This is a genomic window from Pseudomonas sp. D4-21 (assembly GCF_051132125.1).
Taxonomy (GTDB): Bacteria; Pseudomonadota; Gammaproteobacteria; order Pseudomonadales; family Pseudomonadaceae; genus Aquipseudomonas.
This window is the reverse complement of record NZ_CP071664.1, coordinates 1,699,887-1,724,873: the sequence shown is the minus strand read 5'-3', so window position 1 is coordinate 1,724,873 and position 24,987 is coordinate 1,699,887. Positions and strand designations below refer to the sequence as shown.

General features: G+C 61.8%; 24 protein-coding genes. 2 read left to right on the top strand and 22 right to left on the bottom strand.

All coding sequences use genetic code 11. The annotated features are described in order from the left end of the window. Nucleotides 1-14: 14 nt before the first annotated feature. From J3Q04_RS07790 to J3Q04_RS07740, 11 genes are all read right to left on the bottom strand, one after another. Nucleotides 15-1,001, bottom strand: a complete 987-nt coding sequence (locus tag J3Q04_RS07790; RefSeq protein WP_434607099.1) for a DNA polymerase III subunit delta' — start codon at nucleotides 999-1,001, stop codon at nucleotides 15-17. Then, nucleotides 994-1,626, bottom strand: coding sequence for a dTMP kinase (gene tmk / locus J3Q04_RS07785; protein WP_434607102.1), 633 nt, complete (start codon nucleotides 1,624-1,626; stop codon nucleotides 994-996). Before tmk ends, J3Q04_RS07790 begins: the two co-directional genes overlap by 8 nt. A gap of 20 nt (nucleotides 1,627-1,646) precedes the next feature. Then, entirely contained in the window at nucleotides 1,647-2,807 is a 1,161-nt protein-coding gene (mltG, locus tag J3Q04_RS07780) for an endolytic transglycosylase MltG (RefSeq protein ID WP_434560010.1), read from the bottom strand. A 3-nt stretch (nucleotides 2,808-2,810) separates the two neighbouring features. Continuing rightward, nucleotides 2,811-3,626, bottom strand: a complete 816-nt coding sequence (gene pabC, locus J3Q04_RS07775) for an aminodeoxychorismate lyase (RefSeq protein ID WP_434607106.1) — start codon at nucleotides 3,624-3,626, stop codon at nucleotides 2,811-2,813. Continuing rightward, nucleotides 3,626-4,870: a beta-ketoacyl-ACP synthase II gene (fabF, locus tag J3Q04_RS07770; protein ID WP_109754384.1), complete on the bottom strand. Its 1,245-nt coding sequence runs from the start codon at nucleotides 4,868-4,870 to the stop codon at nucleotides 3,626-3,628. The genes pabC and fabF overlap by 1 nt, the downstream gene beginning before the upstream one ends. A gap of 108 nt (nucleotides 4,871-4,978) precedes the next feature. Next, nucleotides 4,979-5,215 (bottom strand): acyl carrier protein, encoded by a 237-nt coding sequence (acpP, locus tag J3Q04_RS07765; protein WP_003175607.1) that lies wholly within the window; start codon nucleotides 5,213-5,215, stop codon nucleotides 4,979-4,981. A gap of 190 nt (nucleotides 5,216-5,405) precedes the next feature. Further along, entirely contained in the window at nucleotides 5,406-6,149 is a 744-nt protein-coding gene (gene fabG / locus J3Q04_RS07760) for a 3-oxoacyl-ACP reductase FabG (protein WP_420767185.1), read from the bottom strand. Between the two features lie 15 nt (nucleotides 6,150-6,164). Next, complete coding sequence (fabD, locus tag J3Q04_RS07755) at nucleotides 6,165-7,103, bottom strand: ACP S-malonyltransferase (protein ID WP_434607108.1); 939 nt, start codon at nucleotides 7,101-7,103, stop codon at nucleotides 6,165-6,167. Nucleotides 7,104-7,226: 123 nt separating this feature from the next. Next, nucleotides 7,227-8,237 carry a phosphate acyltransferase PlsX gene (plsX, locus tag J3Q04_RS07750; RefSeq protein WP_420767183.1) on the bottom strand — a complete coding sequence of 337 codons (1,011 nt, stop codon included), beginning with the start codon at nucleotides 8,235-8,237 and terminating at the stop codon, nucleotides 7,227-7,229. A gap of 4 nt (nucleotides 8,238-8,241) precedes the next feature. Next, complete coding sequence (rpmF, locus tag J3Q04_RS07745) at nucleotides 8,242-8,424, bottom strand: 50S ribosomal protein L32 (protein WP_003179396.1); 183 nt, start codon at nucleotides 8,422-8,424, stop codon at nucleotides 8,242-8,244. Nucleotides 8,425-8,437: 13 nt separating this feature from the next. Next, a complete protein-coding gene (locus tag J3Q04_RS07740) occupies nucleotides 8,438-8,965 on the bottom strand; it encodes a YceD family protein (RefSeq protein ID WP_003204262.1) in 528 nt (175 codons plus the stop codon). Nucleotides 8,966-9,070: 105 nt separating this feature from the next. On the opposite strand from J3Q04_RS07740, the gene J3Q04_RS07735 reads away from it, so the two are divergent. Beyond that, nucleotides 9,071-9,649 carry a Maf family protein gene (locus J3Q04_RS07735; protein ID WP_420767182.1) on the top strand — a complete coding sequence of 193 codons (579 nt, stop codon included), beginning with the start codon at nucleotides 9,071-9,073 and terminating at the stop codon, nucleotides 9,647-9,649. Nucleotides 9,650-9,691: 42 nt separating this feature from the next. Here J3Q04_RS07735 and J3Q04_RS07730 read toward each other — a convergent pair whose 3' ends face one another. Genes J3Q04_RS07730 through rluC form a run of 3 tightly spaced genes read right to left on the bottom strand, consistent with a single transcriptional unit; the run spans nucleotide 9,692 to nucleotide 12,310 of the window. Continuing rightward, the gene (locus J3Q04_RS07730) at nucleotides 9,692-10,681 is read right to left on the bottom strand and encodes a S49 family peptidase (RefSeq protein WP_434560018.1); all 990 of its coding nucleotides are present in this window, start codon (nucleotides 10,679-10,681) and stop codon (nucleotides 9,692-9,694) included. Between the two features lie 20 nt (nucleotides 10,682-10,701). Then, nucleotides 10,702-11,364: an HAD-IA family hydrolase gene (locus J3Q04_RS07725; protein ID WP_420767180.1), complete on the bottom strand. Its 663-nt coding sequence runs from the start codon at nucleotides 11,362-11,364 to the stop codon at nucleotides 10,702-10,704. Then, nucleotides 11,354-12,310, bottom strand: coding sequence for a 23S rRNA pseudouridine(955/2504/2580) synthase RluC (gene rluC / locus J3Q04_RS07720; protein WP_434607114.1), 957 nt, complete (start codon nucleotides 12,308-12,310; stop codon nucleotides 11,354-11,356). The genes J3Q04_RS07725 and rluC overlap by 11 nt, the downstream gene beginning before the upstream one ends. A gap of 709 nt (nucleotides 12,311-13,019) precedes the next feature. Between rluC and rne the strand changes: the two genes are divergently transcribed. Beyond that, nucleotides 13,020-16,196: a ribonuclease E gene (rne, locus tag J3Q04_RS07715; protein WP_434607116.1), complete on the top strand. Its 3,177-nt coding sequence runs from the start codon at nucleotides 13,020-13,022 to the stop codon at nucleotides 16,194-16,196. 1,731 nt (nucleotides 16,197-17,927) lie between these two features. On the opposite strand, the gene J3Q04_RS07710 is transcribed toward rne, so the two are convergent. The 8 genes from J3Q04_RS07710 to J3Q04_RS07675 all read right to left on the bottom strand — a co-directional run bounded on the left by J3Q04_RS07710 (nucleotide 17,928) and on the right by J3Q04_RS07675 (nucleotide 24,986). Then, nucleotides 17,928-18,518, bottom strand: coding sequence for a nucleotidyltransferase family protein (locus tag J3Q04_RS07710; RefSeq protein ID WP_434607118.1), 591 nt, complete (start codon nucleotides 18,516-18,518; stop codon nucleotides 17,928-17,930). Nucleotides 18,519-18,538: 20 nt separating this feature from the next. Then, entirely contained in the window at nucleotides 18,539-19,510 is a 972-nt protein-coding gene (locus J3Q04_RS07705) for an XdhC family protein (RefSeq protein ID WP_434607120.1), read from the bottom strand. Beyond that, nucleotides 19,510-21,825, bottom strand: a complete 2,316-nt coding sequence (locus J3Q04_RS07700) for a molybdopterin cofactor-binding domain-containing protein (protein ID WP_434607123.1) — start codon at nucleotides 21,823-21,825, stop codon at nucleotides 19,510-19,512. The genes J3Q04_RS07705 and J3Q04_RS07700 overlap by 1 nt, the downstream gene beginning before the upstream one ends. After that, entirely contained in the window at nucleotides 21,822-22,292 is a 471-nt protein-coding gene (locus J3Q04_RS07695; protein WP_420766995.1) for a (2Fe-2S)-binding protein, read from the bottom strand. The genes J3Q04_RS07700 and J3Q04_RS07695 overlap by 4 nt, the downstream gene beginning before the upstream one ends. A 267-nt stretch (nucleotides 22,293-22,559) precedes the next feature. After that, on the bottom strand, nucleotides 22,560-23,579 hold the full coding sequence (murB, locus tag J3Q04_RS07690; RefSeq protein ID WP_434560030.1) for a UDP-N-acetylmuramate dehydrogenase: 1,020 nt from the start codon (nucleotides 23,577-23,579) through the stop codon (nucleotides 22,560-22,562). Next, nucleotides 23,576-24,040: a low molecular weight protein-tyrosine-phosphatase gene (locus tag J3Q04_RS07685; protein ID WP_434607127.1), complete on the bottom strand. Its 465-nt coding sequence runs from the start codon at nucleotides 24,038-24,040 to the stop codon at nucleotides 23,576-23,578. The genes murB and J3Q04_RS07685 overlap by 4 nt, the downstream gene beginning before the upstream one ends. Continuing rightward, nucleotides 24,040-24,804: a 3-deoxy-manno-octulosonate cytidylyltransferase gene (gene kdsB, locus J3Q04_RS07680; protein WP_434607129.1), complete on the bottom strand. Its 765-nt coding sequence runs from the start codon at nucleotides 24,802-24,804 to the stop codon at nucleotides 24,040-24,042. Before kdsB ends, J3Q04_RS07685 begins: the two co-directional genes overlap by 1 nt. Then, the gene (locus J3Q04_RS07675; protein WP_003179363.1) at nucleotides 24,801-24,986 is read right to left on the bottom strand and encodes a Trm112 family protein; all 186 of its coding nucleotides are present in this window, start codon (nucleotides 24,984-24,986) and stop codon (nucleotides 24,801-24,803) included. The genes kdsB and J3Q04_RS07675 overlap by 4 nt, the downstream gene beginning before the upstream one ends. Nucleotide 24,987 lies beyond the last annotated feature (1 nt).

The following is a 24,987-nucleotide window of genomic DNA, read 5'->3' as shown; positions in this document are numbered from 1 at the left end:
GTCTAGTGCCTCTGTCAGGTACGACCAGGCAAACTCGCCCATTGCACCAACAGCGCCTCCAACAGCAATACGCGATTGAGGTTGGCCTTGCTCAACACCTTCTGACGTTGGGCAAGAATCCAGTCCTGGATGTTCAAGATTTTGTCCTGGCTGCTTTTTTGCGCCAGGTATTGGATGACTTTACGCATGTCGGTCAATCCGAGGCCGGCTTCGTCCTCGGTAAGCTGATAACGCAGGATCAGGCTCGACCAATCGCAGAACCAGTCAAACAACAGCAACAGGGGAATGGCGTTCCAGCCTTCGGCCAGTTGCGTTGGAGATTGTTGCTGCTTGAGCAGCTTCTTCACGCCGTCCACCACCAACGCCCGCTGCTCGCGCACGCTTTGGGCCTGCAGGCTGACGGCCGCCAGCGGCGAACCGGCGGCCAGGGTCAGCAGTTCGCCACGTTCCTCATCGGTGCTGTCAGGCATGGCCTGGGCGAGCCATTGCAAACTCATCGCCTGGCTGGGCAGCGGGCAGGCCTGCTGCACGCAGCGGCTCTTGATGGTCGGCAGCAAACGGCTCGGCTGATGACTGACCAGCAACAGGACGGTATCGCCGGAAGGCTCTTCGAGGCTCTTGAGCAAAGCGTTGGCGGCGTTGATGTTCATTGACTCAACCGGCTCGACCAGCACGACTTTGCGCCCGCCCATTTGCGAGGTCTGGACCACGAAGCTGACCAAGTCACGGACCTGGTCGACCTTGATCGCTTTGTCCGCTTCTTCAGGTTCCAGCACGTAATTGTCCGGATGACTGCCAGCCTTGAGCAGCAGGCACGATTTGCATTCCCCGCAGGCATTCGTGGCCGTCGGGGCCTGGCACAAAAGGCTCGCCATCAGGCGCTCGGCCAACGCCCGCTTGCCAATACCGGCCGGGCCATGCAACAGGTACGCGTGGGCATGCTGCGTGCGGCCGGCCAGTTGCTGCCAGAGACCGTCCTGCCAGGGATAGGCTTCAGCCACGGGCACGCTCCAGCAACCCGGGCAACACCGCATCCAGCGATTGCTGGACCTGGGTCAACGGCTGCGCGGCATCGATCAACAGGTAACGCGTCGGATCGGCCTTGGCGCGCTCGATGAAGGCGTCGCGCACGGCATTGAAGAACGTTGCCCCTTCAAGCTCGAAGCGATCCAGCCTGCCACGAGCGCTGGCCCGCGCCAGGCCGATTTCCACCGGCAGGTCGAAAACCAGGGTCAGGTCCGGCCGCAGGTCGCCCTGGACGAACGTTTCCAGCGCAGCGATACGCTCGACGGACAAGCCTCGGCCACCGCCCTGGTAGGCGTAAGTCGAATCGGTGAAGCGGTCACAAAGCACCACGGCTCCTCGGGCCAGCGCCGGTCGAATCACTTCGGCCAGGTGCTGCGCCCTGGCAGCGAACACCAACAACAACTCAGCATCAGGGTTCATGACTTCTTCAAGGGGCGCCAGCAACACCTCGCGAATCCGCTCGGCCAGCGGCGTACCGCCCGGCTCGCGGGTCAAGACCACCTCGATGCCGGCGGCCTGGAGGCGTCCGGCGAGGTATTCGCGGTTGGTGCTCTTGCCGGCGCCTTCCGGGCCTTCCAGCGTGATAAACAAACCAGTCACGGGGCGATCCTTAGTCAAAGTCATTGCGGGTTCGGTGGCTCACTGGCATCCGGTTCGGGGGCCGGATCCTGAGGCGGCACCTGGGGCCCGTCTTGCGGCGCGGTATCAGGTGACGCGGCGGGAATCGGCGCCGAATCTTCAGGTGTGGCCGGGGCCGGGCTGGAGCGGTAGTCGGCGCGACGTTTGAGCTGGTATTCACGCACCGCATTGTTGTGCGACTCCAGATCATCGGAAAACACATGGCTGCCGTCGCCCCGCGCAACAAAGTAAAGGCTGTTGCCGTCGGCCGGGTTCAATGCTGCGTGAATCGCCTCGCGCCCGACCATCGCGATAGGCGTAGGCGGCAGGCCCGGCACCAGGTAGGTGTTGTAGGGATTGGGTTCTTTCAGATGGGATCGGGTGAGCTTGCCGGTGTAGCGCTCCCCCAGGCCGTAGATCACAGTGGGATCGGTCTGCAGCAGCATGCCCAGGCGCAGGCGCCGCACGAACACCCCGGCAATCTGACCCCGTTCCTGGGGCACACCGGTTTCCTTTTCTATCAGCGAAGCCATGATCAATGCTTGATAGGGTTGGGTGTAGGGCACGTCGGCAGCCCGTTGCGCCCATTCCTTGGCAAGCACATCATCGAGCCGCTCGTAGGCTTTCTTCAGCAGGTCGGCATCCGATGTACCGCGCACGAATCGGTAGGTGTCCGGAAAGAACCGACCCTCCGGAAATACGCCGGAATGGCCAAGGCGATCCATGACCTGGCTATCACTGAGGCCGGCGAGCGTCTGCTCGAGCTTTTCATCCTTGGCCAACGCCGCGCGCACCTGGCGAAAGTTCCAGCCCTCCACCAGCGTCACGCTGTACTGCACCACTTCACCGCGCTTCCAGACGCCGATCAGGCCTTCCATCGTCATGCCCGGCACCATCCGGTATTCACCAGTGTGCAACGGCTGGCCGGCAAGATTGAAACGCCAATAGACGCGCAGCCAGAACGCATCCTTGATCAGGCCATCGGCTTCGAGACGATTGAGGGTTCCGGTCGGCGTGGTCCCATTGGGCACATCCAGCAACTCTTCCTGGGTGATGTTCAACGGCTGCTGCAGCGCCGAATGAATTTTCCAGGCCGAAGCGCCCAACAACAGCCCTGCCAGAACCAGTCCGGTCTCCAGCAACAACAAGAATTTACGTCTCACGAATCAAGCATCCAATAGCGCACGGGCAAGGGCCTGCAGTTTACGGGTGAGCGGGCCAACGGGCCAGCGCGCCGAACCGCACCCGCGTACCGGCCACACGCCATAAACGCTGTTGCAGACCATGACTTCATCGGCCTGGTGCAGCTGTTCGAGGCTGATGTCGGTGATTTGCGTGGCGATGCCTTGGGACTTGGCTTGAAACAATAATTCGGCGCGCATCACACCGGCCACGCCACAACGGCTCAGGTCCGCTGTGAACAGAACGCCATCGCGCACCAGGAACAGGTTGCTGAAGACGCCTTCGATCACCCGTCCGGACGTATCAAGCATCAATCCCTCGGCATGCTCGATGTCGCGCCACTCGGCGCGGGCCAGCACTTGCTCCAGGCGATTGAGGTGCTTGAGGCCGGCGAGCAAGGGCTGTTCGGACAAACGCACGGTGCAGGGGAACATTTGGATGCCTTGTTCGGCATGGGTGGCGGGATAAGCAGCCGGCAGGCTTCCTTGCAGAATACGCCTGGCCGGACTCGACGGATCGGCCGCATAACCACGCAGGCTGTTGCCCCGGGTCACGATGAGTTTCATCACGCCATTGCCCAGGCGCTGGGCATAGGCGCTCAGCTCAGCACCCAGCACACTCAAGTCGACGTTGAACGCCAGACGCTGGCAACCGGCCTCCAGACGCTGCAGGTGGCGTTCCAGCAGTACAGGTACGCCATTGCGCACGGCGATGGTCTCGAACAGCCCATCGCCATAAGCCAGGCCGCGATCTTTCAGCGACAGGACGTCTGCCGGCTGACCGTCGACCCAGCTTTCCATCAACCGGCGAACCGGCGGAACACCAGCGATCCGTTGGTTCCGCCAAAGCCGAAGGAGTTGGACAACACCACATCGATGTCCATGCTGCGGGCCGTATGCGGCACGAAGTCAAGGTCGCAACCTTCGTCCGGCTCATCGAGGTTGATGGTCGGCGGCGCGGTCTGGCTATTGATCGCCAGTACGCTGAAGATGGCTTCCACCGCCCCCGCCGCACCCAACAAGTGACCGGTCATGGACTTGGTGGAACTGACGGCCAGCTTGTAGGCGTGCTCGCCAAACACCGTCTTGATCGCCTGGGCTTCAGCCAGGTCACCCGCCGGGGTCGAAGTGCCGTGGGCGTTGATGTACTGGACCTGCTCGCCATTGATCTTCGCATCACGCAAGGCATTGGCAATGCAGCGGGCAGCACCAGCGCCATCGGCCGGTGGCGACGTCATGTGGTACGCATCGCCGCTGGTACCGAAGCCGATCAGCTCGGCATAAATGGTCGCACCGCGAGCCTTGGCGTGCTCCAATTCTTCGAGCACCAGCGCACCGGCGCCATCGGACAGCACGAAGCCGTCGCGGCCCTTGTCCCAAGGCCGGCTGGCCCGTGCAGGCTCATCGTTGCGGGTCGACAGCGCGCGGGAGGCGCCGAAACCGCCCATGCCCAGACCGCAGGCCGCCATTTCGGCGCCGCCGGCGATCATCACGTCGGCTTCGTCGTACATGATGTTGCGCGCGGCCATGCCGATGCAGTGGGTGCCGGTGGTGCACGCCGTGGCGATGGCATAGTTAGGCCCCTGTGCACCGAGGTGGATGGACAGGAAACCGGAAATCATATTGATGATCGAGCCCGGCACGAAGAACGGAGAAATCCGTCGCGGCCCCGAATCATGCAGCGTGCGGCTGGTTTCTTCGATATTGGTCAAGCCACCAATACCTGAACCCATTGCCACGCCGATGCGCTCGCGGTTGGCGTCGGTGACTTCCAGGCCGGCGTTACGCACTGCCTGAAAACCGGCAGCCAAACCGTATTGAATGAACAGGTCAAGCTTGCGAGCTTCCTTGACCGACAGGTATTCCTCGACATTGAAGCCCTTTACCGAGCCGCCAAAACGGGTGGAATAGGCAGAAAGGTCGGTGTGTTCGATCAGACCAATGCCACTACGGCCAGCCAGAATGCCCTGCCAGCTGCTCGGCACATCCGTGCCCAGTGGCGACAACATACCCATACCGGTGACTACGACGCGTCTACGCGACACAGCACTCTCCTTTTTCAAATGACGACTTTGCATCAGGCCTAAAGAAAAAACCGCACGCCGTGATGGCAGTGCGGTTTTTCCATGACAGCTAGCGACGACTGAATACGATTACGCCTGGTGGCTGGTAACGTAGTCGATAGCAGCTTGTACAGTAGTGATCTTTTCAGCTTCTTCGTCAGGAATCTCGGTCTCGAATTCCTCTTCCAGAGCCATCACCAGCTCAACGGTGTCAAGGGAGTCGGCACCCAGGTCTTCAACGAAGGAAGCGGTGTTCACAACTTCTTCTTCTTTAACGCCCAGTTGCTCGGCAACGATTTTCTTGACGCGCTCTTCGATGGTGCTCATACCTTGTTTTCACTCCTAATGGACAAATTCAGGCAGCTGGCCGGTGGGTAAGTGTATAGAAAGACTTTTCGGTTTTTCAACCGAAAGCTTCACTCCTCGAACCTGGGGCCCGCCGCCTATAAATAGATTGCAGCTTTATAACGGATTTTAGACAGCTCGTATGACATTTTTTTGAAGCAATCCGTCACATTTAACTCATGTACATCCCGCCGTTCACCGGGATTGTAGCCCCAGTCACGTATGCCGCACCGTCCGAAGCAAGAAAAGCGACCACGGACGCGATTTCTTGAGCTTGCCCCAGACGACCCAGCGGAATCTGTGTCAACAAGGCTTCACGCTGCGCTTCCGGCAGTTCACGGGTCATGTCGGTGTCGATGAAACCCGGTGCGACCGAGTTTACCGTAATCGAGCGCGAACCGACTTCTCGTGCCAGCGCACGGCTGAAACCTTCCAGACCGGCCTTCGCTGCAGCATAGTTTACTTGGCCTGCGTTGCCCATGGCACCCACAACCGAGCCGATACTGATAATTCGGCCCCAACGAGCCTTGGTCATGCCACGCAGGACGCCCTTGGACAGCCGGTACAGGCTGTTCAAGTTGGTATCGACCACGTCGAACCACTCGTCATCTTTCATGCGCATCATCAGGTTATCGCGGGTGATACCGGCATTGTTGACCAGGATCGCCGGCGCGCCGAACTGCTCCTGAATGCTGGACAATACCGCCGCAACAGACTCATCGCTGGTCACGTTGAGCTCAAGACCGGTGCCCTGGATGCCGTTTTCCTTCAAGGTGGCGGCGATACGCTCGGCGCCCGAAGCGGACGTCGCGGTGCCGACAACGATGGCGCCTTGGCGACCCAGTTCCAGGGCGATGGCCTGGCCGATGCCGCGGCTTGCACCGGTCACCAGTGCAACTTTACCTTGCAGACTCATGCAAGCTTCTCCTGTTCAGGCTTGCGCTGCGCGAGCGGCAGCGAAAGCGTCTGGGGTGTTGAGGTTGGAAGTGGACACGCCTTCGGCGCAGCGCTTGTTCAGGCCTGCCAGCACTTTGCCAGGACCGCACTCGACCAGTTCGGTCGCACCCTTGGCTGCCAGCGTCTGGACCGATTCAACCCAACGAACCGGCTTGTAGAGCTGCTCCAGCAGGTCGCGCTTGAGGGTTTCCAGGTCTGCTGCGACGTTGGCGCTGACGTTCTGCACCACGGGAATCTGCGGAGCCTGCCAGTCGATGGCGGCGATGGACTCGGCAAAACGCTCGGCGGCTGGACGCATCAGCTCGCAATGCGACGGCACGCTGACCGGTAACGGCATGGCGCGCTTGGCACCACGGGCCTTGCAACCCTCGATGGCGCGCTCGACGGCGGCCTTGGCCCCCGCGATGACCACCTGGCCCGGGGAGTTGAAGTTGACCGCACTGACCACATCACCCTGAGCCGCTTCGGCACACGCTGCCAACACGTCGGCGTCTTCCAGGCCGAGGATCGCGGCCATGCCGCCCTGCCCGGCCGGAACGGCTTCCTGCATCAATTGGCCACGACGTTCCACCAGCTTCACCGCGTCGCCGAGACTCAGGCTACCCGCAGCCACCAGGGCGCTGTATTCGCCCAGGCTGTGACCGGCGACAAACGCCGGGCGCGCGCCGCCCTCGGCCAACCATAGGCGCCACAGCGCAACGGAGGCCGTCAGGATTGCCGGCTGGGTTTTATCGGTTTGATTGAGTTGCTCTTCCGGCCCTTGCTGGGTCAGTGCCCACAAGTCGTAGCCGAGTGCATCGGATGCTTCTTTGAATGTTTCGAGGATCAGCGGGTATTGCGCGCCCAGCTCGGCCAGCATGCCGAGGGACTGCGAGCCCTGTCCTGGAAAGACGAATGCGAGGGAAGCAGACATGAAAACAAAGCCCCTAATGATCTTGTCGTCAAAAATTGACGCCCCTGGGGGCGCTAGGAAACTGACAGTTGGATGACGGCTTGAACCGACCGGTCACATTTAAGCATTGTCGGACGAAAACGCCTAAGTTAACAAATCCTCGAGGCGCCCATGAAGGCGTTCCGGCAGGTTTTCCTGGATCTCGATCACCGCCCGGTTGATGGCGCTTTGGAACCCCTGCACCCCGGCCGAACCATGGCTCTTGATCACGATACCTTGCAGCCCCAGGAAACTTGCACCGTTGTGCCGCGCCGGCGCCAGGTCCGCCTGCAACCGGCGCATCAACGGCAGCGCGAGCGCACCCACCACCCGCGAGGCCAAACTCTGCTTGAACAACGCCTCGATGCGCTGCCCGATCATGGTGGCCAATCCCTCGCTGGACTTGAGCAGAATATTGCCAACAAAGCCGTCACACACCACCACATCGGCCTCGCCGCGATACAAGCCATCGCCTTCGACGAATCCGATGTAATTGATGCCCGGTGCATTTTGTAACAAAGTCGCCGCCAGCTTGACCTGCTGGTTGCCCTTGATCTCTTCGGTGCCAATGTTCAGCAGCGCCACGCGAGGACGCGCAATGCCAAGGGTCTGCGCCGCAACCGAACCCATCACGGCGAATTGCAGCAGGTGCTCGGCGCTGCAATCGACGTTCGCGCCCAGATCAAGCAATTGGCAGAACCCGCGCTGGGTCGGGATCGCCGCCACCATTGCCGGACGATCGATGCCCGGCAACGTTTTGAGCACGTAGCGCGACAGCGCCATCAGCGCCCCGGTATTGCCTGCACTGACGCACGCCTGGACCTTGCCATCGCGCAACAACTCCAGGGCCACCCGCATCGACGCGTCAGGCTTGCCGCGCAGGGCCTGGGCTGGCTTTTCGTCCATGGCGATGACTTCGGACGCGGGCATGATCGACAGGCGCGCGCGATCCGCAGCCGATTGGCCGCCGAGCAGTTCTTCTAGAAGGGAGGGTTGACCGACGAGGGTCAGGTGCAGCGAGGGCGTGGCACGCAGGCAAGCAAGGCTGGCCTGGACAATGCTGCGGGGACCGAAGTCCCCGCCCATTGCGTCAATCGCGATGACTTGAGCGGACAAGTGATTACTCGTCAGCGCCCTTGTCGATCACTTTACGGCCACGGTATACGCCTTCTGGCGATACGTGGTGACGCAGGTGAACTTCACCAGTGGTTTTTTCTACAGACAGGGTGCTAGCCTCGAGAGCGTCGTGCGAACGGCGCATGTCACGGGCAGAGCGGGATTTTTTGTTCTGCTGAACAGCCATAATTGATTAACTCCTAAACGTTTGGGTCACGCTTTAACTGCGCCAATACACTGAACGGGTTGGACCGCGTTACCTCGTCCTCGCTCGGTTCGGGCTCATCTGCTCCCGCCGGCTGCTGGCATTCTTCCGGATGATGAGCAGGCACAATGGGCAAGGCGAGCAAAAGCTCCTCCTCGATCAGTGACTGCAGATCCAAAGGATCTTCGCCCAGTTCCAGCACGTCATAACCTTTCGGCAACGACTGGGTATTCGCACCCTCCTTCACCACCGCGTAACTGCATTCGCTGTGGATCGGCAGGGTGACCAGCTCAAGACAACGCTGGCAAACCATTTTGACTTCAGTGTCGATAAAGCTGTGGATTACCACAGATTTACGTTCATCTCGTTCAAAAACGAATTTGGCCTGGACCGTACCGACATCGTCGGAAAGCGGGTCGCAGAGTCTCTTCAAATCGGCCAGCAGCAGTTCACCTTGGAGGGTGGTGCCACGATCAGCCAATTTGCGCGGGTCAACGTGAGGTGGAATCGGGTCATTCAACATAGGCGCAGCATTATAGGGATGCACCGGGCCATGTCAAAGGAAATTCAGCCCTGTCCGTCACTTGCGTGCCTGGCTAGAATCCTTCCCTGCCCATCGGAGATAGCCATGCTGCCCTTATTACTCGCTTCAAGCTCGGTTTACCGCCGGGAACTGCTGGCCCGCCTGGGGCTGCCATTCGTCTGCAGTTCGCCGGACATCGACGAAAACCGTCACGCCGACGAACCTGCGGCCCAACTGGTAAAGCGCCTGGCCCGGGAGAAAGCCCTGGCACTCGCCGATAGCCACCCAGGCCACCTGATCATCGGCTCGGATCAGGTCGCCGTGCTCGGCGACCGCATTCTGGGCAAGCCTCACACATTCGAAAATGCCCGCGAGCAACTGATGGCCGCCAGCGGCGCCAGAGTGACATTCCTGACCGGCCTGGCCCTGCTTAACAGCCAGACCGGCAGATGCCAGGTCGACTGCGTACCCTTCACCGTGAATATGCGGGCATTGGATCAAGCTCGCGTAGAGCGCTATCTGCGCGCCGAGCAGCCGTACGACTGCGCCGGCAGCTTCAAGGCCGAGGGCCTGGGCGTGAGCCTGTTCCAGAGCACCGAAGGCCCGGACGCCACAAGCCTGATCGGCCTACCGCTGATTCGCCTTGTGGATATGTTGCTGGCTGAGGGCGTGCAGGTTCCCTGAAACCCTAGACAACCCATTTGTTGCGAGGGGCCCCGCCAGAGCCTAGCGCAACGCCGGCCCCTGGAAGCCCATCCACATCGCCAAGTGCTCAGCGATGCTCGCCCCCAACTTCTTGGAGAAGCGATCGAACGGCGATTCTTCGATAGTGAAATCCACCAGGTCTTTCTGACCGATTACATCCCGAGCCACGGAGCTGGCACTGCCCAGGCCATCGATCAAGCCCAGCGGCAGAGCCTGCTCGCCAGACCAGACCAGCCCGGAAAAAAGCTCCGGATGCTCCTTGTCTTTCAAACGCTCGCCCCGACCCTTCTTGACGCTGGCGATGAATTGCTTGTGAGTGGTGTCCAGCACGCCTTGCCAGAATGCGGTTTCCTCCGGCTTTTGCGGCTGGAACGGATCAAGAAACGATTTATGCTCGCCTGAGGTGTAGACCCGCCGCTCCACGCCCAGCTTCTCCATGGTGCCGACAAACCCGTAGCCGGCCGCCGTTACACCAATGGAGCCTACCAGGCTGGCCTTGTCGGCGTAGATCTGGTCCGCCGCACTGGCGATGTAGTAGGCCCCGGACGCACCGAGATCGGCGATCACCGCGTAGACCTTGATGTCTGGATGCAACCCGCGCAACCGAACGATTTCGTCATAGACGTAACCCGACTGAACCGGGCTACCGCCCGGGCTGTTGATGCGCAACACCACACCCTTGACCTTTGGATCCTCGAACGCCGCCCGCAGGCTGCCGACAATATTGTCCGCGCTTGCAGGTTCCTTGTCGGCGATCATGCCTTCGATGTCGATCAGCGCCGTATAAGCCGAGCCGCTCACGGCCCCCTTCTCTATGCTCATCAGCGGCGTAAACAGCATTAGCGCGACAAAGAGATAGATGAACGTCAGCAGCTTGAAGAAAATCCCCCAGCGACGGGACCGGCGCTGCTCCTGGACGCTAGCCAGCAACGTCTTCTCCAGCAGCTTCCAGCTTTTATCGTCACCGCTCTCGGCGCTCGCCTTGGCCGGTGCCTTCCATTCATCCGTCATGCATGCATCTCCATCAGAACTTAATCGGCACGCTGGCTCAACCAAGCGTGCAATTGCGCAAAATGGTCGATCGCCAGGCACGGCTCGAAGGCCTTGAGCGCCTCGATCGTCTGCGCGCCATAGCTGACAGCCACCGACCCCATGCCTGCGTTACGGGCCATTTGCAGGTCGAACGATGAGTCGCCGACCATCAGCGCCTGGCCAGCGGACACATTGCAATGAGCCAGGATCTGCTCAAGCATCAGAGGATGTGGCTTGCTCGCCGTTTCATCCGCGGCACGAGTGATATCGAAATAATCTTCCCAACCATGCGCCTTCAATACCCGATCCAGCCCACGCCTGGCCTTGCCGGTCGCAACCGCCAGCCGATACCCCTCCTCCCGCAAGGCCCCGAGGGTTTGCACCACGCCGTCAAACAGCGGCGAAGGCTCGGCTTCCAGGGCAATGTAGTGATCGGCGTAGTGCTGGCGAAAAACGATCAGCTCTTGATCATCGATTTCCGGGTACAGGCTTCGAATCGCCTCCGGCAAGCCGAGACCGATGATGCCTTTTACCGCGAAATCATCCCGCCGGGGAAACCCCGTGCGATCCGACGCAACGTGCATCGCATCCACGATCCGACCGATGGAGTTCGCCAGAGTGCCATCCCAATCGAATATGAGCAGCTTGTAGTCAGGATGCACTCAACCGCTCCACGGTCTTGGCCCACATGTCATCCACGGGAGCCTGCAGCTTCAGCTCGCCGCCGTCAGGCAACGGCACCGTCAACATATAGGCATGGAGAAACAGGCGCTTGCCGCCCAAGTCACGGATTTCCTTGGTGAAATCGTCATCGCCGTATTTGCTGTCGCCGGCGATGCAGTGCCCGGCATGCAGGGTGTGCACGCGGATCTGGTGGGTACGCCCGGTGACCGGCTTGGCCTCGACCATGGTGGCAAAGTCGCCGAAGCGTCGAAGCACCTTGAATACGGTCAGCGCTTCCTTGCCTTCCTCGTTGACCTCCACCATGCGCTCGCCTGAACGCAGGTTACTCTTGAGCAACGGGGCGCGGACCTGCTTGACAGAGGTCTCCCAGCGGCCACGCACCAACGCCATGTAGCGCTTGTCGACGCCATCGCCGCGCAATTGCTCGTGCAGGTGGCGCAGCATGCTGCGCTTCTTTGCGATCATCAGCAGGCCGGAGGTGTCGCGGTCGAGACGATGGACCAACTCCAATTCCTTGGCGTCCGGACGCAACTGACGAAAGGCTTCGATCACACCGAAATTAAGGCCGCTGCCGCCATGGACCGCAATACCCGCAGGCTTGTTGACCACGATCAGGGTCTTGTCTTCGAAGACGATGGCAGCCTCCAGGCGTTGCAACAGGCCCTGGGCCAAAGGCACCGGCTCGTCACGTTCCGGCACGCGAACCGGTGGTACACGCACGACATCACCGGCCTGCAGCTTGTATTCGGGCTTGATCCGACCTTTGTTCACCCGCACTTCGCCTTTGCGCAAAATGCGATAGATCAAGGTCTTGGGCACACCTTTGAGCCGGGCAAGGAGAAAATTATCGATTCGTTGGCCGGCATATTCCGGCGAGACCTCGAGCAGTTGAACGCCAGGGGTCGAAGGGGCAGTAGTCGTCATGGCGGCGATCATAACAATTTTTTATGGAATTGAAGCACTTAATCATTGCTGCTATAGTCGCGAACGCCGCCAAAAGTGGCTGGACAGCGGACTAACGGTCAAAAAACCGGCCCTGACCAACGCAATTCACGAGGACGAGAGGCCGTCCTACGGGGTTCTTGCTACGTAACGGCAGAGTTTGCAGGTGCAACGAGCGCAGGTGACATGAGGCCTGAAATACGCCGCAAAGCAGAGTTCTGACTCGCCTTGCGCGCCACATTCACGGCCAGTTCACAAAGTGCAGTCACCCGGGAACGACCCCGAGCGAGAGCTTCGGAAACAACGCCTAAATTAGCCATGATGCGTGACTTCCCCTTTCGGAGCTCACGGTAAATGCCAACCCGCTGCGGATTCTGCGCGCGGCAGCACCCGAACTATCAGGGATACGTGTAGGGTGGAGATGTACAACCGTCGGACTGTGTAGCACTAGGCTTATATTTAGACGCTTCATCTCGTCCACAGGCGCCGGTTGATTCCTCCTCCTGACTGAGTGCTTGAGTACCAGCAAGCAGGACGCGTCCGTCGCGACTTCGCCATCATTGGGTCGAACTCGCTGGACACTGGAATGGCCCCGCCATTTCCAGGACGCACCTGACACCGACCGTGAGAAGTCGTGTGTGCCGAACGCCGTTTCCGGCAGCCCGGAAACCGACGGTACTACATGAAAAGAATGCTGATTAACGCAACTCAACCCGAAGAGTTGCGTGTTGCACTGGTAGACGGCCAGCGCCTCTACGACCTGGATATCGAATCCGGTGCACGCGAGCAAAAGAAGGCCAATATCTATAAAGGCCGGATTACTCGCATCGAACCAAGCCTTGAGGCTGCCTTTGTCGATTTCGGCTCCGAGCGCCATGGCTTCCTGCCCCTCAAAGAAATCTCCCGCGAATACTTCAAGAAAGCCCCTGAAGGCCGCGTCAACATCAAGGACGTGCTGAGCGAAGGCCAGGAAGTCATCGTCCAGGTTGAAAAAGAAGAACGTGGCAACAAGGGCGCCGCCCTGACCACCTTCATCAGCCTCGCTGGCCGTTACCTGGTCCTGATGCCGAACAACCCACGCGCCGGCGGCATCTCCCGCCGCATCGAGGGCGAAGAGCGCAACGAACTGCGTGAAGCCCTCAACGGCCTGGTAGCCCCCGCCGACATGGGTCTGATCGTGCGCACTGCCGGCCTGGGCCGCAGCAGCGAAGAAATGCAGTGGGACCTCGACTACCTGCTGCAACTGTGGACCGCCATCAAAGAAGCATCGCTGGATCGCTCCGCGCCGTTCCTGATCTACCAGGAAAGCAACGTGATCATCCGCGCCATCCGCGATTACCTGCGCCAGGACATCGGCGAAGTATTGATCGACAGCGTCGAAGCCCAGGACGAAGCCCTGACCTTCATTCGCCAGGTGATGCCGCAGTACGCCAGCAAGATCAAGCTCTACGAAGACAGCGTTCCGCTGTTCAACCGCTTCCAGATCGAAAGCCAGATCGAGACCGCCTTCCAGCGCGTCGTCGAGCTGCCGTCCGGCGGTTCCATCGTCATCGATCCGACCGAAGCCCTGGTGTCCATCGACATCAACTCGGCGCGCGCCACCAAAGGCAGCGACATCGAAGAGACAGCCCTGCAGACCAACCTTGAAGCCGCCGAGGAAATCGCCCGTCAGTTGCGCCTGCGCGACATCGGCGGCCTGATCGTCATCGACTTCATCGACATGACCCCGGCCAAGAACCAGCGCGCCGTGGAAGAAAAAGTCCGTGAATGCCTGGAAGCCGATCGCGCCCGCGTACAGGTCGGCCGTATCTCGCGCTTCGGCCTGCTGGAAATGTCCCGTCAGCGCCTGCGTCCATCCCTGGGCGAAAGCAGCGGCATCGTTTGCCCACGCTGCAGCGGCACCGGCATCATTCGTGACGTTGAATCGCTGTCCCTGGCGATCCTGCGCCTGATCGAAGAAGAAGCCCTGAAGGACCGCACCGCCGAAGTTCGCGCCCAGGTGCCGATCCCGGTCGCTGCGTTCCTGCTCAACGAAAAACGCAACTCGATCACCAAGATCGAACTGCGCACCCGCGCCCGCATCGTGATCCTGCCGAACGATCATCTCGAGACGCCGCACTTCGAAGTGCAGCGCCTGCGTGATGACAGCCCGGAAGCCCACACCAACCAGTCCAGCTACGAAATCGCCGCTGCCGCTGCCGAAGTGGAAGACATCCAGCCGGCCGCCGCCACTCGCACCCTGGTTCGCCAGGAGGCAGCGGTCAAGACCGCTCCGGCCCGCGCCAACGCTCCGGTTCCGACCGAAGTGACCGCTCCGGTTGCCGCCCCGGCCGCCGCCCCGGAACCGAGCCTGTTCAAAGGCCTGGTGAAGTCGCTGGTCAGCCTGTTCGCCACCAAGGAAGAGCCGGCTGCCCCGACCGTCGTCGCCAAGCCCGCCGCTTCCGAGCGTCCGGCCCGCAACGAAGAACGCCGCAACGGTCGCCAGCAGACCCGCAACCGCAACGGTCGTCGCGACGAAGAGCGCAAGCCGCGCGAAGAACGTGCCCCGCGTGAAGAGCGTGCGCAACGTGAGCCGCGTGAAGAGCGCCAACCTCGCGAAGCCCGTGAGGAAGCGCCGGCCGTAGCCCGCGAAGAGCGCGCACCGCGTCCGCCGCGTGAAGAACGCCAACCGCGTGCGCCGCGTGAAGACCGCAAGCCTCGCGGCGAGCGTGAAGAGCGCGTTCGCGAACTGCGAGAGCCATTGGATGCGGCCCCGGCCGTTGCCGCCGCCGTCGCTGAAGAGCGTCCGGCTCGCCAGCCTCGTGAAGAGCGCGCACCGCGTCCTCCACGCGAGGAACGCCAGCCACGCGCCGAGCAGGCAGCCGCCGCTGCCAGCGAAGAAGAAGTGCTGAACACCGAAGAGCAGTTGCAGGAAGACGGCCAGGACACCGCCGAAGGCGATCGTCCACGCCGCCGCTCCCGTGGCCAGCGTCGTCGCAGCAACCGTCGTGAGCGTCAGCGCGACGCCAATGGCAACGTGATCGAAGGTTCGGAAGAATCCGAATCCACCGAGAACGCCGAAACGCCAAGCGCTGCTGACCTGGCCGCTGGCCTGGCGGTCACTGCGGCAGTTGCCAGCAGCGCGATCAGCGCCCCGGCCGAAGCCCAGGCAAACGAGCAGGCTGAACGTGCCACCGCTGCGGTGGAAAACGCGCCGGTTGAAGCGCCTGTGGTCGAATCCTCTGCCCCGGTGGAAGCTACCGCTTCACCTGAAGTGGAACTCGCACCGGCATCCGAAGCCCAGCCTGAAGTTGAAGTCGCCGCCGAGCCTGCGCCGGTCGTCGAAGCACCCGTTGTTGCTGCCGAGCCGGTTGTCGAAGCACCGATCGAGGAAAAGGCGCCAGAGCCTGCCCGCGAAGAGCAGACTGCGTTCAACTGGACCGCGGAGCCAGCCGCAACGGCCGCCGTTGTCGAGCCTGAGCCGACGCCAGAGCCCGTGAAAGCGGCCGAGCCAGAAGTGGTCGAACCTGCTCCAGTGGTCGAAGCGCCCGTGGTTGTCGAAGCACCTGCCCCGGTTGAAGAGCCTGCCCCTGTCAGCGCCTTGACTCCGAACGGTCGCGCTCCAAACGATCCGCGCGAAGTGCGTCGCCGCAAGCGTGAAGCCGAGCGTCTGCAGAAGGAAGCCGAACAAGCTGCCGCCGCCCAAGCCCCTGCTGCCGAGCCCGCTCCGGCCGTGGAAGAAGTCGCCGAGGCAGCTCCTGCCCCGGTCGCCGAAACCCCGGTTGAACCGGCTCCGACGTTTGACGAACCTCAGCACACCGCTGAAGAAGTCGCACCGCGTCACACTGAAGCGCTGGAAAAAGAGCACGAGCCTAAACCTCACGCTTAATCCCACCGCCCAGTAAAAAAGCCCCGCCTGGTGATGCCAGGCGGGGCTTTTTCATGCACGCAGATATACAAACACATCCTTGCTCGCGATGGCGCCGGCTCAGCTTGCAACCATGGTGAATGCTAGACCGCTATCGCGAGCAGGCTCGCTCCCACAGGGGATTCGGGCCGGCTTCAGGATTCATATCCACTGAAGATCCAATGTGGGAGCGAGCCTGCTCGCGATGGCGCCGGCTCAGCTTGCAACCATGGTGAATGCCAGACCGCTATCGCGAGCAGGCTCGCTCCCACAGGGGATTCGGGCCGGCCTCAGGATTTATACCCACTGAAGATCCAATGTGGGAGCGAGCCTGCTCGCGATGGCGCCGGCTCAACTTGCACCCGTGGGGAATGCTAGACCGCTATCGCGAGCAAGCTCGCTCCCACAGGGGATTCGGGCCGGCTTTAGGATTTATATCCACTGAAGATCCAATGCGGGAGCGAGCCTGCTCGCGATGGCGCCAGCTCAGCTTGCAACCATGGTGAATGCCAGACCGCTATCGCGAGCAGGCTCGCTCCCACAGGGGATTCGGGCCGGCCTCAGGATTTATATCCACTGAAGATCCAATGTGGGAGCGAGCCTGCTCGCGATGGCGCCGGCTCAGCTTGCAACCATGGTGAATGCCAGACCGCTATCGCGAGCAGGCTCGCTCCCACAGGGGATTCGGGCCGGCTTTAGGATTTATATCCACTGAGGATCCAATGTGGGAGCGAGCTTGCTCGCGATGGCGCCGGCTCAGCTTGCAACCATGGTGAATGCCAGACCGCTATCGCGAGCAGGCTCGCTCCCACAGGGGATTCGGGCCGGCTTCAGGATTTATATCCACTGAAGATCCAATGCGGGAGCGAGCCTGCTCGCGATGGCGCCGGCTCAGCTTGCAACCATGGTGAATGCCAGACCGCTATCGCGAGCAGGCTCGCTCCCACAGGGGATTCGGGCCGGCCTCAGGATTTCTATCCACTTAAGACCCAATGTGGGAGCGAGCCTGCTCGCGATGGCGGCGGCTCAACTTGCAACCAGGGTGAATGCCAGACCGCTATCGCGAGCAGGCTCGCTCCCACAGGGGATTCGGGCCGGCCTCAGGATTCATATCCACTGAAGACCCAATGTGGGAGCGAGCCTGCTCGCAATGGCGCCGGCTCAACTTGCAACCAGGGTGAATGCCAGACCGCTATCGCGAGCAGGCTCGCTCCCACAGGGGATTCGGGCCGGCCTCAGGATTTCTATCCACTTAAGACCCAATGTGGGAGCGAGCCTGCTCGCGATGGCGCCGGCTCAGCCTGCAACCATGGTGAATGCCAGACCGCTATCGCGAGCAGGCTCGCTCCCACAGGAGATTCGGGCCAGGCGCAGGATTTATATCCACTGAAGATCCAATGTGGGAGCGAGCTTGCTCGCGATGGCGGCGGCTCAGCTTGCAACCAGGGTGGATGCCAGACCGCTATCGCGAGCAGGCTCGCTCCCACAGGGGATTCGGGCCGGCTTCAGGATTTATATCCACTGAAGATCCAATGTGGGAGCGAGCCTGCTCGCGATGGCGCCGGCTCAGCTTGCACCCATGGTGGATGCCAGACGGCTATCGCGAGCAGGCTCGCTCCCACAGGAAATTCGGGCCAGGCGCAGGATTTCTATCCCCTAAAGCTCTCACACGGGATGTGCAGCCGACACCAGTCATGGTCCATCGTCGATGGTTTATTTGAAGGCCAGCGCATCTGGCACATCGACATCCCAGGTTACGCCAGGGTCGTCCACCGGAACCTCAAGCACTTGCGCTCCGATAAACAGCGCCTTGGCACCAAAATCCCCGGTCAGTGCCATCAGTTTCGGCCCGAACCCACGACCAAATCCCACCGGGTGCCCGTACTCACCGGTGAGGACCGGCACGCTGATGCCCTCCTCGCTAATTACCGCGGCCACTTGCTCGATGCTCGACGACAGGATGAAAGGCATATCGCCCAGCATAATCAGCCAGCCATCGGCATCCGGGCAGGCCTGGACACCCGCGGCAATGCTATCCCCCAGGCCGGGGGAGTTCAGTTCCACAATATCGCAGCCATAGGCCTGGGCCATGCGAATGGCTTGCGGCCGGTCGTTGTTCACCACCAGAACGCGCCGTTCCAAGGATGCCGGCAGGTTGACCAACACATGCTCGATTACCGATCTGACGGCGCCGTCACGCCCCGTGCAGTCGGCCAGCAACTTATCCTTGTCCGCGCCGGCTACCTGACGAAAGCGACTGCCCGATCCCGCCGCCAGGATGATCACGCCAATCGACTTTTCCATACGCCCTCCTCGTCCACGGCCTACAACGTTTTTTTCTGCCGCAGTTCCACGCCATTTTTGATGGCCACGATTTCAGCCAACAGCGACAAAGCGATCTCCGCCGGCGTGTGGCTGCCAATGTGCAGGCCGATTGGTCCATGCAAGCGTCCGATCGCCTCTGCGGACAAGCCTAGCTGAGCCAGGTTATCTCGGCGCTTCTGGCTGTTGACCCGCGAGCCCAGGGCGCCGACGTAAAAGGCCTTGGAATCCAGGGCGGTGAGCAGTGCCATGTCGTCCAGGCGCGGATCATGGGTCAGGGCCACGATCGCCGTGCGTTCGTCGGTCTGGATGTCCAGAACCGCTTCGTCGGGCATGCCGGGAACGAAGCGGCCATGTTGTTCTTCCCAACCGTAGACAAACTCCTTGCGCGGATCGCAGATCAGCACCTCGAAATCCAGCAATCGGGCCATTTCCGCCACGTAACGGGACAGTTGCCCAGCGCCGATCAGCAGCAAGCGCCAACGTGGGCCATAAATGGCTCGCAGCAGCTGCCCGTCGAACACCAGGGCGTCGGTTTTGCTCGCCGGCGCCAGAGTCACATTGCCACTGGCGATCGTCAGCTCCCGGGCGACGATTTCATGGGCCTCGCATCGCTCAAGCAATTCGGCGACCCAGGCAGGATCGCCGACCCGCTCTTCGGTCAGGCGCAACGTACCGCCACACGGCAGGCCGAAGCGCGCCGCCTCTTCGCGGGTGACGCCGTAGGTGATGAGTTGCACCGGCGGACCGTCCTCGGGAATACGGCCGTCGTGCAGCCGGGCGATCAGGTCATCCTCGACACAACCGCCCGATACCGAACCGATCACCACGCCGTCCTCGCGCAGGGCCAACATGGCCCCCGGAGGTCTGGGCGCGGTGCCCCAGGTCTGAACCACGGTGAACAACACTACCCGCTGCCCAGCGCGGCGCCATTCCAGGACGCTGCGCAATACGTTCAGGTCAACGCTGTCCATCAGGCTTTGGCCTGTTGCCAGCCTTGCAGCTGATAACGCACGGGCAGATTGCGGATACGCTTGCCAGTGGCAGCGAAGATCGCGTTGCACAAGGCCGGCGCAATGGGCGGCACGCCCGGTTCGCCAACACCGCCCAACGGCACCTCGCCCGGCGGAGTGATCAGATGCACCGCCACTTCCTTGGGCGCCAGGGACATTCGCGCCACTTCGTACATATGGAAATTGTCCTGCTGCACCTTGCCATCCTTGAAGCTGATCTCGCCGACCATCGCATTGCCCAGCCCCATGACGCAGGCGCCTTCGAACTGCGAGCGGATGCGCTCAGGGTTGATCTGCGGACCGCAGTCCACGGCGATGTCCGCCTTGTGCACGATCACCGTGCCGTCGTCCTTGACCTCGACTTCGATCGCCGCTGCCACATAAGTGACGAAGCTGTAGTGCACCGCCAATCCCAATCCCCGCCCCTTGGGTAGCTCACGTCCCCAACCGGCGGCCTTCGCGGCGGTTTCCAGCACGGTACGGATCCGCGCCGTGTCGATGGGATAACGCTCGGGGGATTCGCCGTAGTTCCAACCGTCATTCAGGGAATTCGGATCGATCTTGCGGTCCGGGCCCAGCAACTTGAGGTGGTATTTCAGCGGATCCTGGCCGGCCTTGTGGGCCAGTTCGTCGATGAAACTCTGGATCGCGAAGCCATGGGGAATGTTCGAGACCGAGCGATACCAGCCAACCCGGGTATGGGCCACCGCCTCGGGGTTTTCCAGGCGCATGTTGGGAATGGCGTAGGCCATGTTCGTCACGCCCATGCCCACTTCGAATGGTGCTTCATGGGTCATGCCGGGCGCGAACAGCGCGGTGATGGTCGGGGCCACGGTGCGGTGCAGCCAAGCGGAGGGCATGCCGTTCTTGTCCAGGCCGGCCTTCAGGTATTCAGCCGATACCGTATGGAAATACGAGTGATGGATATCGTCCTCGCGGGTCCATTGCACCCGTACGGCCTGGCCGGGAAATTCCTTGGCGAGGACAGCCGCTTCGACGACGAAGTCGGGTTTCGACTTGCGTCCGAAACCGCCGCCCAGCAGCGTGATGTTCACCGTGACCTTTTCGAAAGGAATGCCCAGGCGCTCGGCCACGCGTTCACGGGTCACCTGCGGTGCCTGGCTGGGTGCCCAGGCCTCGCATTGACCGTCCTTGAACCGGGCGACGGCCACCATCGGTTCCATGGGCGACTGGGACAGGTGCGGCAGGTAATACGACGCGTCAAGAGTTGAATCAGCCTGGGTCAGCGCACCGTCGAGATCGCCGGTGCTGCGCAGGACTTTTCCGGGCTTGAGGGCGGCCGCTTCCAATTCCCCGCGGTAGGCAATGGAGTCATAACCAGCGTTCGGGCCATCGTCCCACTGGATCTTCAGTGCATCGCGGCCCTTGATCGCCGCCCAAGTGTTCTTCGCCACCACGGCGACGCCGCCCAAGGGTTGGAACTCGGAAGGCAACGGGCGCCCTTCGATCTGCAGCACTTTGACCACACCAGGTACTTTCAGCGCTGCGCTGCTATCCACGGACTTGACCTTGCCGCCATAGACCGGCGGACGGGCCACGACGGCGTAGAGCATTCCGTCGAAATGCACATCGGCGCCAAAGACCGCACGACCGTTGACGATGTCTGCGCCATCGATGGCGCGGCTCGCTTGCTTGCCGATGTAGCGGAACTCCGAGGGCTGCTTGAGGCGTAGGCTGTCGCGAGCCGGTACCGGCAAGGCACTGGCGGCGACAGCCAGCTCGCCATAACCCAACTCGCGCCCTGAAGGTTGATGCACCACTTTGTGCAGCTGTGCACGGCATTCTTGCGCCGGCACCTTCCACTGCGCAGCGGCGGCGAGTTCGAGCATGGTCCGGGCCGCAGCACCGCAACGACGCATCGGCTCATACCAGTGACGCATGCTGCGTGAACCGTCGGTGTCCTGGTTGCCGAAACGCGCCTCGTCCGCCGGCGCCTGCTGGACCTTGACGAGCGCCCAGTCGGCATCCAGTTCGTCGGCCACTACCATGCTCAGGCTGGTACGCACGCCCTGGCCCATTTCCGAACGGTTGCAGATCACTGTCACGCTGCCGTCGGCGGCGATACTGACGTACACCTTCGGATCATCGACCGCGCCATGGGGCATGCCCTCGGCGCCGAACTTCTTCTCTTCGGCAAAGGCATCCGGCAGGCCCCAAGTGGCGGCCAGGACCAGCACGCCGGTGGCGCTGGCGCCCTTGAGAAATCCACGACGGCTGAGGTTGCTCAGCGCGAAATCAGCGGGCAAGCGGCTCATGCCTTGGCCTCCTTCAAGTGAGTGGAAGCCTGGCGGATCGCGGTCTTGATCCGGTTATACGTACCGCAGCGGCAGATGTTGCCAGCCATGGCTTCTTCGATCTGCTCGTCGCTGGGGTTGGGGTTGGTCTTGAGCAATGCGGTGGCGGACATGATTTGCCCGCCCTGGCAATAGCCGCATTGGGCGACGGCGGTATCCAGCCAGGCCTTCTGCACGACCTGCCCGACCGGATCGACGTGAAGCGCGTCGATGGTGCTGATGTTCTGGCCTTTCACTGAGCCGATCGGCGTGATGCAACTGCGCGCCGGGGCGCCGTCGATGTGGATGGTGCAGGCGCCGCACAGGCCCATGCCGCAGCCGAACTTGGTGCCGTTATAGCCGGCCACGTCTCGGATCGCCCATAACAGAGGCATGTCCTCGGTCACATCCAGTGAGTGATCTTTTCCATTGAGTTTCAGGGTAATCATGGGCACGCCCGCATCGTTATCGAGTTATGAGGGTCGAGCCATCTGCCGTTGGGTAATCGGTTCGGTATCGCAGATTGGCTCAGGCTAATCGGGCTCTTCGTTGCGCATACGCAAGCAAGCGTCTGCACCGGGCCTTGGGACGCGAATGCTCGCATCATCAGCCAGTTAAATTAACCCAGGAACATGCAAAACGCCCTGCACAATCCTGCACAAATCACATTGTGCGGGCGGTGCAGGGCGTTTTTCCTGACGCGATTGCGAGGGCTATCAATACCGATTAGGTTCCATTTCCAGCTCGACCTGGAAACGCTCGGCGATGTCTTTCTGAATCCGTCGAGCCAGATCCAGCAGCTCCAGCCCCGTGGCATTGCCATAGTTGACCAACACCAGCGCCTGCAACTTATGCACTCCGGCGTCGCCTTCGCGGAACCCTTTCCAACCGGCCCGCTCGATCAGCCAGCCGGCGGCGATTTTCATCTGCCCACCAGCCTGTGGATAAGCCACCAGGTCGGGGTATTGCGCCTTGAGATGCGCCACGTGAGCGGCCGGCACCAATGGATTCTTGAAAAAACTCCCGGCGTTGCCGAGTACGGCGGGGTCTGGGAGTTTCTCGCTGCGGATGCTGCAGATCGCCCGGCTGACATCGGCAGGCGTCGCCTGGTCGATGCCTTGTTCGGTCAAGCGCTGGCGCACCGGGCCGTATTCCAGGTGCAAATGCGCGATACGGCTGAGGGCAAAGCGCACCCGCAGGATCAACCAGCGGTCCGGCTGCTGCTTGAACAGGCTGTCGCGGTAGGCGAAGGCGCATTCGTCGACGGTGAAATCGCGCAGCTCGCCGGTGTAGCGATCCAACGCGGTGAGGCCGGCGAAAACATCCTTTATTTCCACACCGTAGGCACCGATGTTCTGCATCGGCGCCGCCCCCACCGTACCGGGAATCAGGCTGAGGTTTTCCAGGCCCGACCAACCTTGCGCCAGCGTGTGCTGGACAAACGGATGCCACGGCTCCCCGGCCTCGGCCTCGATCACCACCCGCTCGCCGTCATCGACGAGCAAGCGAATCCCCCGGCTGGCCATGCGTAACACGAGCGCGTTGATGTCGCCGGTCAGCAACAGGTTGCTGCCGCCGCCAATGACCAGCAGCGGCACGTCGTGGCCGGCGGCATAGGCCAAGGCTTCCCGAACATCCGTATCGCTGTGGGCTTCGGCGAACAGCCGGGCGCCGACATCCACGCCGAAGCTGTTGTACGGCTTGAGGCTGACGCCCGTCTGGACTTGCAAGGTCATAACCGCCCCTTCAATTCGATCACCAGACGATCCGTGGCGCGCTCGATCAGATCCAGCACCTGCTCGAAACCTTGCTCACCGTCGTAGTAAGGGTCAGGCACTTCATCGAGTTCGGCTTCGTAGCGACGCAGGAAAAGGTCCAGCTCTGCTCGGGCATTGGCCGGTTGCAAGACCTTGAGGTTGCGCAGGTTGCTGCTGTCCATCGCCAGGATCAGGTCATAGGTGGCGAAATCGGCGCGGGTCACCTGCCGGGCTCGCTGGGCCGATAAATCGTAGCCGCGACGCAGGGCCGCGGCCATGCTGCGTTTGTCCGGCGCTTTACCGACATGCCAGTCGCCGGTGCCGGCGGAAGCGACTTCCACCTGCTCTTGCAGCCCGGCTTCGCGCAATTTGTGGCGCAAGATACCTTCGGCTGTGGGCGACCGGCAGATATTGCCAAGACAGACGAACAGAACCCGCATCAAGCCTCCAGCAGGCGACGAACGCGCTCAAGGTCTTCGGGGGTATCCACCCCGGTCGGAGGCGCGATCAAGGCATCGGCAACGTGGATCCGCACGCCATGCCACAATGCGCGCAGTTGCTCCAGGGCCTCAGTATTTTCCAGCCAGCACGGCCCCCACGCGACGAAGTCCTGGAGGAAACCGGCGCGGTAGGCATAGATGCCGATATGGCGGCGGTACGGCACGCCGTCGGGCAGCACGTCGCGGCTCTGCGCGAAGGCCTCCCGGGCCCAGGGCAAGGTGGCGCGACTGAACGTGAGCGCGAGGCCGTTGAGGTCGCTGACCACCTTGACCACATTGGGGTTGAACAGCGTCGGCACGTCCTCGATCGGCTCGGCCAGGGTGGCCATGCGCGCCTCGGGATGGGCCGCCAGGTTCGCGGCCACCTGGTCGATGACACTTGGCGGTATCAATGGCTCGTCGCCCTGCACGTTGACGACGATGGCATCGGGCGCCAGCCCGAGCTTCGCGGCCACTTCCGCCAGGCGATCAGTACCAGAGTTGTGGTCCTCGCGCGTCATCACCACCTCGGCGCCAAAGCCCTCGCACGCCTCAACGATGCGCGCATCGTCCGTCGCGACCACTACGCGTCGGGCGCTGCTCTTGCTGGCCTGTTCCCAGACATGCTGGATCATCGGCTTGCCGGCGATCAACAACAACGGCTTGCCAGGCAGGCGCGTCGAGGCGAAGCGCGACGGAATGACGACGGTAAAGGCTGTGGTCATTTATCCAGGCGCTCATCGGTGGTCAGGGTGCGGGCTTCGCTCTCGAGCATCACCGGGATGCCGTCGCGAATCGGATAGGCCAGGCCGGCGCCCTTGCTGATCAGCTCGGTCTTGTCGGCGCTGAGCTTGAGCGGGCCTTTGCAGACCGGGCAAGCCAGGATATCGAGCAGTTTGGTGTCCATG